The 9,119-nt window shown below is 66.0% G+C and carries 10 protein-coding genes; all 10 read right to left on the reverse strand.

Annotated elements, in window-relative coordinates; translation table 11 throughout:
- Positions 1 to 129: 129 nt before the first annotated feature.
- On the reverse strand, positions 130 to 1,128 hold the full coding sequence (locus BLV97_RS19990) for a methyltetrahydrofolate cobalamin methyltransferase (protein ID WP_035841034.1): 999 nt from the start codon (positions 1,126 to 1,128) through the stop codon (positions 130 to 132).
- A gap of 8 nt (positions 1,129 to 1,136) precedes the next feature.
- A complete protein-coding gene (locus tag BLV97_RS19995; protein WP_035841037.1) occupies positions 1,137 to 2,063 on the reverse strand; it encodes a methylenetetrahydrofolate reductase in 927 nt (308 codons plus the stop codon).
- Positions 2,064 to 2,098: 35 nt separating this feature from the next.
- Positions 2,099 to 2,395: a virulence factor gene (locus tag BLV97_RS20000; RefSeq protein ID WP_035841040.1), complete on the reverse strand. Its 297-nt coding sequence runs from the start codon at positions 2,393 to 2,395 to the stop codon at positions 2,099 to 2,101.
- Positions 2,396 to 2,771: 376 nt separating this feature from the next.
- Positions 2,772 to 4,511: an ABC transporter substrate-binding protein gene (locus BLV97_RS20005; RefSeq protein ID WP_035841042.1), complete on the reverse strand. Its 1,740-nt coding sequence runs from the start codon at positions 4,509 to 4,511 to the stop codon at positions 2,772 to 2,774.
- A 74-nt stretch (positions 4,512 to 4,585) separates the two neighbouring features.
- The gene (locus BLV97_RS20010) at positions 4,586 to 4,849 is read right to left on the reverse strand and encodes a DUF2160 domain-containing protein (protein WP_035841057.1); all 264 of its coding nucleotides are present in this window, start codon (positions 4,847 to 4,849) and stop codon (positions 4,586 to 4,588) included.
- A gap of 140 nt (positions 4,850 to 4,989) precedes the next feature.
- Entirely contained in the window at positions 4,990 to 5,817 is an 828-nt protein-coding gene (locus BLV97_RS20015) for a carbohydrate ABC transporter permease (RefSeq protein ID WP_035841045.1), read from the reverse strand.
- A complete protein-coding gene (locus BLV97_RS20020; RefSeq protein WP_035841047.1) occupies positions 5,817 to 6,698 on the reverse strand; it encodes a carbohydrate ABC transporter permease in 882 nt (293 codons plus the stop codon). Before BLV97_RS20020 ends, BLV97_RS20015 begins: the two co-directional genes overlap by 1 nt.
- Entirely contained in the window at positions 6,698 to 7,777 is a 1,080-nt protein-coding gene (locus BLV97_RS20025; RefSeq protein WP_035841049.1) for an ABC transporter ATP-binding protein, read from the reverse strand. The genes BLV97_RS20020 and BLV97_RS20025 overlap by 1 nt, the downstream gene beginning before the upstream one ends.
- Positions 7,778 to 7,787: 10 nt before the next feature.
- The gene (locus BLV97_RS20030) at positions 7,788 to 8,909 is read right to left on the reverse strand and encodes an ABC transporter ATP-binding protein (protein WP_035841052.1); all 1,122 of its coding nucleotides are present in this window, start codon (positions 8,907 to 8,909) and stop codon (positions 7,788 to 7,790) included.
- A 24-nt stretch (positions 8,910 to 8,933) separates the two neighbouring features.
- A partial coding sequence (locus BLV97_RS20035) for a glycerol-3-phosphate dehydrogenase C-terminal domain-containing protein (protein WP_280138227.1) occupies positions 8,934 to 9,119 on the reverse strand: 186 nt, incomplete at its 5' end.

A 9,119-nucleotide genomic window follows, 5' to 3' on the forward strand; every position in this document is an offset into this window, starting at 1 on the left:
ATCAACAAAGCTGGCGAAGGAGGCCCCATGGCAAAGCCCGTCGAAAACGCAGCTTAAAACTACGAGCACGCGACAACTACTTTGACAAATACCGGGGGGGCGCGGGGGCCAGGACCCTGCCGGTCGATATCAGCCCCGGGCGCGGCGCCCTGCGCGGCCGCCGGACCGGCCCCGCCCGCCACCCGCCGCCGCCGAGGCGGCCGAGGCCTCGGCAAAGCTGGCGCCATTGTCCACAGCCTCGGCCACGCGGGCGAAGCGGATCCAGTCGTTGCCGTTGGCGTCATGGTCCATCAGGAAGTTGGCGGCACGGATCGCCTCCATCTCGGCCTTGCGGATCGGGTTCATGATCGCGCTGGTCATCCCGGCGGCAATCGCCATCGGCAGGAAGGCCGCGTTGATCCCATGCCGGTTCGGCAGCCCGAAGGAGATGTTCGACGCCCCGCAGGTGGTGTTCACGCCCAGCTCCTCGCGCAGGCGCTTGACCAGCGCGAAGACCTGCAGCCCGGCGGTGGCCTTGGCGCCGACCGGCATCACCAGCGGATCGACGACGATATCATAGGCCGGAATGCCGAAATCGGCCGCCCGCTGGACGATCTTCTTCGCCACCTCGAAGCGCACGTCGGGATCGTCCGAGATCCCGGTGTCGTCGTTCGAGATCGCCACCACCGGCACCTTGTACTTGGCGATCAGCGGCAGCACCTTTTCCAGCCGCTCCTCCTCGCCGGTGACCGAGTTCACCAGCGGCCGGCCCTCGCAGACCGAAAGCCCGGCTTCCAGCGCCTCGGGGACAGAGCTGTCGATGCAGATCGGCACGTCCACCACCGCCTGCACCCGGGCGCAAAGTTCGCGCATCAAGGGCGGTTCGACGAAGTTGTTGTCGGCATAGCGCGGATCCTCGGCCATCTTGTTCGAGAACACCGCGCCCGAGTTCACATCCAGCACCGTCGCGCCGCAGGCGACCTGTTCGCGCGCGTCGCGCTCGACGGTCTCGAAATTGCCCTGCTCCAGCTCGGCCGCCAGCTTCTTGCGGCCGGTGGGGTTGATGCGTTCGCCGATCACGCAGAAGGGTTCGTCAAAGCCGATGACGACGGTCTTGGACTTGGATTCGAGAACGGTACGGGTGCTCATGGGCTTCCTCAGGCTTGGTTCGCGGGAACGCCCGAGGCGCCGGCGCGATCTTTGGTCCAGGTGGCGTTGGTCTTGATACCGCCCAACGGAAAGAAATGCACGGCCTCGATGCCGAAGCCCGGGTTCCGCGCCTTGTGGGCGGCGAGATCGGCGATGAAGGCGTCGGGTTCGAAAGGCAACAGCAGCTTCGTCACGTCCTTGGCGCGCTTTTGCAGCACTTTCAACGAGGGACCGACACCGCAGGCGATGGCGAACTTGATCAGCGTCTGCAGCTTCGCCGGGCCCGCCACGCCGATATGGATGGGCAGGTCGATGCCCTCGGCGGCCAGACGGTCGGCCCAGGCGATGACGGGCGCGGCGTCGAACGCGAACTGGGTGGCGATCGCCATCCTGGCGTCGCTGCGTTCCGCGAAGGCCTGTTTCCAGCGCAGCGCCGCCATGACGTTGCGATCGCCGCCGTCGAGGTCGATGTCGCGGTTGCCCTCGGGGTGGCCGGCGATATGCAGGCGGGTGAAGCCGTCGAACAGGCCGGTCTCGATCAGCTGCATGGAATTGTCGAAGTCACCCGCCGGTTTCGCGACGCCGCCACCCAGCAGCAGCGCCTGTTCGACCCCGGCCTCGCCGCGGTAGCGCGCGATCCAGTCGGCCAGCTCGGCGCGGTCCCTGATCACGCGCGCGGGGAAGTGCGGCATCACCTGGAAGCCGCCCTTCGCCAGGCGCCGGGCGGTGGCCACCATGTCCTCGATCGCGGTGCCCTCGATATGGGCGATGTAGACGCGGGTGCCGTCGGGCAGCAGATCGCGGAAATCCTCGACCTTGTCGGCGGTGCGCGGCATCACCTCGATCGAGAAGCCTTTCAGGAAGGCCTCGACCTCGGGGGAGACGGGCGCGCCGGGCTGGGCGTCGGCTGGGCGGCGGAAGTTGAGCAAAGCCATGGAAGCCTCCCTGAGATTGCGGGTGGGGGTGGGGGTCACGCCCAGCCGTCGTTGGCGATCAGCGCCTTGAGGCGCGCGGTGTCGTATTCGGCCTCGATGCGGGCAAGCTCCGCGGCAAGGATCTCTTCGGGGTCGCCCGCGACCTCGTAGGGGGCGGATTTGCGCCATTCGGCCAGATAGGCATCGGTATCGCGCGCGCCGACCTTCATCGCGCAGCGGTCGATCGCCTGCTCGAAGCGCTCGGGCAGCGGCTTCTTCGCGCCGCGCCGGCCCTTGCCCACGATGACCTGGGCCGGGATGTCGCGCCATGAAACGATGGTGACGTCGGGCATTGAATGGTTCCTGATTCCCTAGCGCTCTTCCTAAAGCCCCACCTGCCGCGCCCGTCGCCGGTTTTCGACATGTTCCGCGCGATAGGCGACTTGGGGCAGGGCGGGTGTCTCTTTCTAGGCCCGTGCGTGTTGCGCGCCAACGGGACGGGGGGTGAAATCTTCTCATCATCGAGATGAGGGGAATTCAATCGCGCGCGCGTGGCGCGCAAGTCTTTGCGCGGAAGGGGGGCGGGCCCCCCTGCGACCCCCCGGAGTATTTGGACCAAGATGAAGGGGAGGAGGGCGCCGGGCGGGGCGGCGGGTGGGGCGGCGCGTGGGGCGGGCAGCAAGAAGGGCGGCGCCGCGACGCCGCCCTTCCGGTCCCCGGGGGTGAGGATCACTCGTTCCAGGACTTGATCAGCGTGTCGTAATCGACGGTCACGGGCTTTTCGCGCTCGTCCGCCAGCTTCAGCTTGGGCGATTGAGAGCCGTGCTCGACCGAATACTTGTGCCACCAGGCGAGGTCGTGCTTGTCGGCCATCCGCGGGCCCTTGTCGCCCTGGATGCCCGAGCGCTGGATGCGCTCCATCACCTTTTCCTGCGCGGCGCAGAGCGAATCCATCGCCGCCTGCACCGACTTGGCACCCGAAGAAGCGTCGCCGATATTCTGCCACCACAACTGCGCAAGCTTCGGATAATCCGGCACGTTGGTGCCCGTCGGCGTCCATTGCACGCGGGCCGGCGAGCGGTAGAACTCGATCAGGCCGCCCAGGTTCGGGGCGCGGTCGGTGAAGCTTTTGTCGTGGATGGTGGAGTTGCGGATGAAGGTCAGGCCGGTTTGGCTTTTCTTCACGTCCACCGTCTTCGAGGTCACGAACTGGGCATAGAGCCAGGCGGCCTGGGCGCGCTTCAGCGGGGTCGATTTCATCAGCGTCCAGGACCCAACATCCTGGTAGCCAAGCTTCATCCCCTTCTCCCAGTAGGAGCCATGCGGCGAGGGCGCCATGCGCCACTTGGGCGTGCCGTCGTCGTTGACCACCGGCAGGCCCTTCTTCACCATGTCGGCGGTGAAGGCCGTGTACCAGAAGGCCTGTTGCGCGATCTCGCCCTGCGCGGGCACCGGCCCGGCCTCGGAGAAGGTCATGCCCTCGGCCGAGGGCGGGGCGTAGTTCTTCAGCCAGTCGATGTATTTCTGCACCGCGTAGACGGCGGCCGGGCCGTTGGTGGCGCCGCCGCGATCGACGCAGGATCCCACCGGCTGATCCTTGTCGTTGACGCGGATGCCCCATTCGTCCACCGGCTTGCCGTTGGGCAGGCCCTTGTCGCCTTCGCCGGCCATCGACAGCCAGGCATCGGTGAAGCGCCAGCCAAGCGAGGGGTCCTTCTTGCCGTAGTCCATGTTGCCATAGACCTTCTTCGGCCCGCCGATATAGGACATGTCGCGGCCGGTGAAGAACTTGGCGATGTCCTCATAGGCCGACCAGTTGACCGGCACGCCCAGGTCGTAGCCGTATTCCTTCTTGAAATCGGCCTTGGTCTTGGGGTCGGTGAACCAATCGTAGCGGAACCAGTAGAGGTTGGCGAATTGCTGATCGGGCAGCTGGTACAGCTTGCCGTCCGGCCCGGTGGTAAAGCTGAGGCCGATGAAATCCTTCAGGTCGAGGTCGGGGTTGGTCACCGCCTTGCCGTCGCCCTTCATCCAGTCGGTCAGGTTGCGCACCTGGCCATAGCGCCAATGGGTGCCGATGAAATCGGAATCGTTGACATAGGCGTCGTAGATGTTTTCCCCGGTCTGCATCTGGGTCTGGATCTTCTCGACCACATCGCCTTCCTGGATCACGTCATGGATCACCTTGATGCCGGTGATCTTGCTGAACCACGGCGCCAGCACCTTCGATTCAAAGGCATGCGTGGTCAGCGATTCCGACACGACGTGGATCTCCATCCCCTGATAGGGCTTGGCCGCGTCGACGAACCACTGCATCTCCTTTTCCTGATCCGGGCGGCCAAGGGTCGAGACCCCGCCGATTACCTGATCGAGGAACTCGTTCGCGGCCTTCATGTCGGCGAAGGCTGGCGGGGCCGAAAGGCCAAGCGCCAGCGCGACCGCCGTTGTCGCTCTCAAAGCGAGTTTCATGTCATTCCTCCCAAGTCGACAGGATCAAGTTGAGGTGGCCCGCACTCCTGTCCGATGCAGGCCGTCCCGAGGCCCTACACCCAGCGAAACACCGCCAGCGCGTAGAGAAGACAGACGATCAGCGCCCAGGGCTGGTGGCTGCCCACCAGTCCAAGCCAGATCAGATTGATGAAGCCCGCGCCCAGCAAAGAGATGAACAGCCGGTCGCCGCGGGTGGTCTCGATCCGCAGGATGCCGGTGCGCGGAACCTCGGGGCAGCCGATGCCGATCAGGGTGAAGGCGACCAGCAGCGCCGCGATCAGCCAGAAGAACACCGCCGTCGCCAGCGTCCAGGCCATCCAGCCCCGGGCGATCATCGGCGCGGTCCAGCTGATCGCGCCGTCCCTGACCGGTGCGGCCCAGAAGATGAAGCTGGCGACCGCGGCCAGCACCAGCAGGCAGGCGGCCACGAGGATGCGAAAGTTGCGCGAGGCGGTCATCACACCCTCCCCAGGGCGAAGCCCTTGGCGATGTAGTTGCGCACGAAATAGATCACCAGCGCGCCGGGCACGATGGTCAGCACCCCCGCCGCCGACAGCAGGCCCCAATCCATCCCCGAGGCCGACACCGTGCGTGTCATCACCGCCGCGATCGGCTTGGCGTCGACGCTGGTCAGGGTGCGCGACAGCAGCAACTCGACCCAGGAGAACATGAAGCAGAAAAACGCCGCGACGCCGATCCCGCTGGCGATCAGCGGCATGAAGATACGGATGAAGAAGCGCGGGAAGGAATAGCCGTCGACATAGGCGGTCTCGTCGATTTCCTTGGGCACGCCGGACATGAAGCCTTCCAGGATCCAGACCGCCAGCGGCACGTTGAACAGCGTATGCGCCAGCGCCACGGCGATATGGGTGTCGAACAGCCCGACCGAGGAATACAGCTGGAAGAACGGCAGCGCGAAGACCGCCGGCGGCGCCATGCGGTTGGTGAGCAGCCAGAAGAACAGGTGCTTGTCGCCAAGAAAGCTGTAGCGGCTGAAGGCATAGGCCGCCGGCAGCGCCACCGCGATCGAGATCACCGTGTTCTCGACCACATAGATCAGCGAATTCACATAGCCCATGTACCAGGAGGGATCGGTGAAGATCTTGGCGTAATTGGCCAGCGACACCTGCCGCGGCCACAGCGAGAACGACGACAGGATTTCCTCGTTCGTCTTCAGGCTCATCACCACCAGCCAGTAGATCGGCACCAGCAGGAACAGCAGATAAAGCGTCATGACCACGGCCGAGCCGTTGATCGCGCGGGATTTTGCCTTGGTCCGGGCCATCACTTGCCCTCCTGCGCGTCGTCTTTGTCGATCTGCATCATCACCGTGTAGAACACCCACGAGACCAGCAGGATGATCAGGAAATACATCAGCGAGAAGGCCGCGGCGGGCCCCAGATCGAACTGTCCCAGCGCCATCTTCACCAGATCGATCGACAGGAAGGTGGTGGAATTGCCGGGCCCGCCGCCGGTCAGCACGAAGGGCTCGGTATAGATCTTGAAGCTGTCCATGAAGCGCAGCAGGATCGCGATGGTCAGCACGCCGCGCATCTTCGGCAGCTCGATATAGCGAAACACCTTCCAGCGGCTGGCCTGGTCGATCCGCGCGGCCTGATAATAGGCCTGCGGGATCGACTGAAGCCCCGCATAGCACAGAAGCGCCACCAGCGAGGTCCAGTGCCAGACATCCATCACCACGACCGTGGCCCAGGCCGAATAGAAGCCCTGGGTATAGTTGTAGTCGATCCCCAGGTGAAACAGCGTGTAGCCCAGAAGCCCGATATCGACCCGCCCGAAGATCTGCCAGATCGTGCCGACCACGTTCCACGGGATCAGCAGCGGCAGCGCCATCAGCACCAGGCAGATCGTGGCCCAGGCGCCGCGCTTGGGCATGTTCAGCGCCACGAAGATCCCCAGCGGCACCTGGATCGCCAGAATGATCGCGGTGAAGATCGTCTGCCGCCCGAGCGAACCCCAGACCCGCGGCGAATGCAGCGTGTCGGAAAACCACGCGATGCCGTTCCAGAAGAAGGCGTTGTTGCCGAAGGTGTCCTGCACCGAGTAGTTGACCACCGTCATCAGCGGGACCACCGCCGAGAATGCCACCAGCAACAGCACCGGCAGCACCAGAAACCAGGCCTTTTGATTGACGTTCTTGTTCATCACGCAGCCTCCCCCTGAACGCGCCAGTCGTCGACATAGACATTCACCCGCCTCGGATCGGCCTCGACATGGGCCGCACCGGGGGCGATCTGGTCGCCCTCGGGGGCGACGATGTTGATCTCGTGCCCGTCAAGGCGGGCGCGCACGATCTTGTGGCGGCCCACGTCCTCGATGCGGATCACCTGCACCGGCAGGCCCGCGCCGACCCCGTTCAGGCGCAGGAATTCCGGCCGCACGCCGATCTCGACCTTGCCCGACAGCGCGCCGTAGCGGGCCCCCAGGGCCACCCGGCTGTCTCCGACGCGGGCCTCGTCGCCGGCGACGGTGGCGGGCAGCAGGTTCATCCCCGGCGAGCCGATGAAATAGCCCACGAAGGTATGTTCGGGGGTTTCGAACAGCTCCTGCGGGGTGCCGATCTGCACCACGCGGCCGTCATGCATGACCACCACCTTGTCGGCGAAGGTCAGGGCCTCGGTCTGGTCGTGGGTGACATAGATCATCGTATGCCCGAATTCGCGGTGCAGCGCCCGCAGCTGGGTGCGCAATTCCCATTTCATCTGCGGGTCGATGACGGTCAGCGGCTCATCGAAGAGGATCGCGTTGACATCCTCGCGCACCATGCCGCGGCCCAGGCTGATCTTTTGCTTGGCATCCGCCGTCAGCCCGCGCGCCTTGCGCTCCAGCATGTCCTCCAGCCCGATCATCCGCGCGATCTGCTGCACGCGCTGGGCCACATAGGCCGCCGGGGCGCCGCGGTTCTTCAGCGGAAAGGCCAGGTTCGCGCGCACCGTCATGGTGTCGTAGACCACCGGGAACTGGAACACCTGGGCGATGTTGCGCTCGGCCGTCGAGGTCTGGGTCACGTCGCGGTCGTTGAACAGGATCCGCCCCCGCGACGGCGTCAGCAGCCCCGAGATGATGTTCAGCAGCGTGGTCTTGCCGCAGCCCGAGGCACCCAGCAGGGCATAGGCCTCGCCGTCGGCCCAGACGTGGTTGAGCTGCTTGAGCGCATAGTCGCGGTCTGCCTTCGGGTGGGGCAGGTAGGAATGGGCGAGCGCGTCGAGTGTGATCTTGGCCATGCGCTTCTCCTCAGGCGGCGGTGGCATAGGCCGCGGTGGCGGCCAGCGCGCCATCGGGGCCGAAGGCATAGACCTGCGCCGGATCGACGAAGGCGGGCTGCGCGGCGCCCGGGGCGAGGTCGCGCACGCCATGCACCAGCGCCACCCAGCGGCTGGGGCCGTGATCGAGGTGGACGAAGGTCTCGGATCCGGTGATCTCGGTCACCGCGACGCGGGTCGCGAAGCGCAGCGCGCCGGGGCCGGGATCGGACAGCCGCAGGTGGTTGGCGCGAAAACCCAGCGTATAGGGGCCGTCCGCCAGCCCGGCCATCGCGGCAAAGACCAGCTGGTCCGCGCCCCCGCCGCCGCCCGCGCCCCCGCCGTGCGTTGGATCGGCGAAGCGCAGGCGGCCGCCGGTCTTGACCACCTCCAGAAAGTTCATCGGCGGGTCGGAAAACACCCGCGCCGTGATCGCGTCCTTGGGCCGGCGATAGACATCCGGGGTGGGGCCGAACTGGGTCACCCGTCCCTGCCAGAGCGTGGCGGTGCGGCCGCCCAGCAGCAGCGCCTCTTCGGGTTCGGTGGTGGCATAGACGAAGATCGCCCCCGAGGCCTCGAAGATCTTCGGGATCTCCTGGCGCAATTCCTCGCGCAGCTTGTAGTCGAGGTTCGCCAGAGGCTCGTCCAGCAGCACCAGCCCGGCGCCCTTGACCAGCGCCCGGGCCAGGGCGCAGCGCTGTTGCTGGCCGCCCGACAATTCCAGCGGCCGGCGTTGCAGCAGCGGCGTCAGCTGCAGCATCTCGGCGGTGGCGCGCACCGCGCGGTCGATCTCGGCGCGCGGCCGGCGGGTCAGCATCAACGGAGAGGCGATGTTGTCGTAGACGCTCATCGAAGGGTAGTTGATGAACTGCTGGTAAACCATCGCGACATTGCGGTCCTGCACCCGCATCCCGGTCACGTCGCGGCCGTCCCACAGGATCCGGCCGACACTGGGCGCCTCCAGCCCGGCCATCAGCCGCATCAGCGTGGTCTTGCCCGACAGCGTGGCGCCCAGCAGCACGTTCATCGTGCCCTTTTCCAGCCTCAGGTCGGTGCGGTGAATGTGGGGCCGCCCCGCCACGGTTTTCTCGACCCCGCTCAGTTCCAGTGCCATCCGGCCCCCATTCGCTTGTCCCGTTCAGCCCGCATGGGCGCTCTCCCGCCGTTCGCCCCGGGGGCCTTGGATGAAGTCCTGCAACGCCGCGGCCTGTTCTGCGTCCAGCCGCAATCCCAGCTTTGTTCTTCGCCAGAGGATATCGTCTGCGGCGCGGGCGAATTCGTGGTCGATGAGCCAGCGGACCTCGGCCTCGGTCAGGGAGGCGCC

The organism is Allgaiera indica, assembly GCF_900106675.1.
Taxonomy (GTDB): domain Bacteria; phylum Pseudomonadota; class Alphaproteobacteria; order Rhodobacterales; family Rhodobacteraceae; genus Acidimangrovimonas; species Acidimangrovimonas indica.

Bases quoted from the DNA above. Each gene is read 5' to 3' on its own strand.
- BLV97_RS20005 (WP_035841042.1), bottom strand. From the start codon at position 4,511: ATGAAACTCGCTTTGAGAGCGACAACGGCGGTCGCGCTGGCGCTTGGC.
- BLV97_RS19995 (WP_035841037.1), bottom strand. From the start codon at position 2,063: ATGGCTTTGCTCAACTTCCGCCGCCCAGCCGACGCCCAGCCCGGCGCG.
- BLV97_RS20030 (WP_035841052.1), bottom strand. From the start codon at position 8,909: ATGGCACTGGAACTGAGCGGGGTCGAGAAAACCGTGGCGGGGCGGCCC.
- BLV97_RS20010 (WP_035841057.1), bottom strand. From the start codon at position 4,849: ATGGCCTGGACGCTGGCGACGGCGGTGTTCTTCTGGCTGATCGCGGCG.
- BLV97_RS20015 (WP_035841045.1), bottom strand. From the start codon at position 5,817: ATGGCCCGGACCAAGGCAAAATCCCGCGCGATCAACGGCTCGGCCGTG.
- BLV97_RS20020 (WP_035841047.1), bottom strand. From the start codon at position 6,698: ATGAACAAGAACGTCAATCAAAAGGCCTGGTTTCTGGTGCTGCCGGTG.
- BLV97_RS20000 (WP_035841040.1), bottom strand. From the start codon at position 2,395: ATGCCCGACGTCACCATCGTTTCATGGCGCGACATCCCGGCCCAGGTC.
- BLV97_RS19990 (WP_035841034.1), bottom strand. From the start codon at position 1,128: ATGAGCACCCGTACCGTTCTCGAATCCAAGTCCAAGACCGTCGTCATC.
- BLV97_RS20025 (WP_035841049.1), bottom strand. From the start codon at position 7,777: ATGGCCAAGATCACACTCGACGCGCTCGCCCATTCCTACCTGCCCCAC.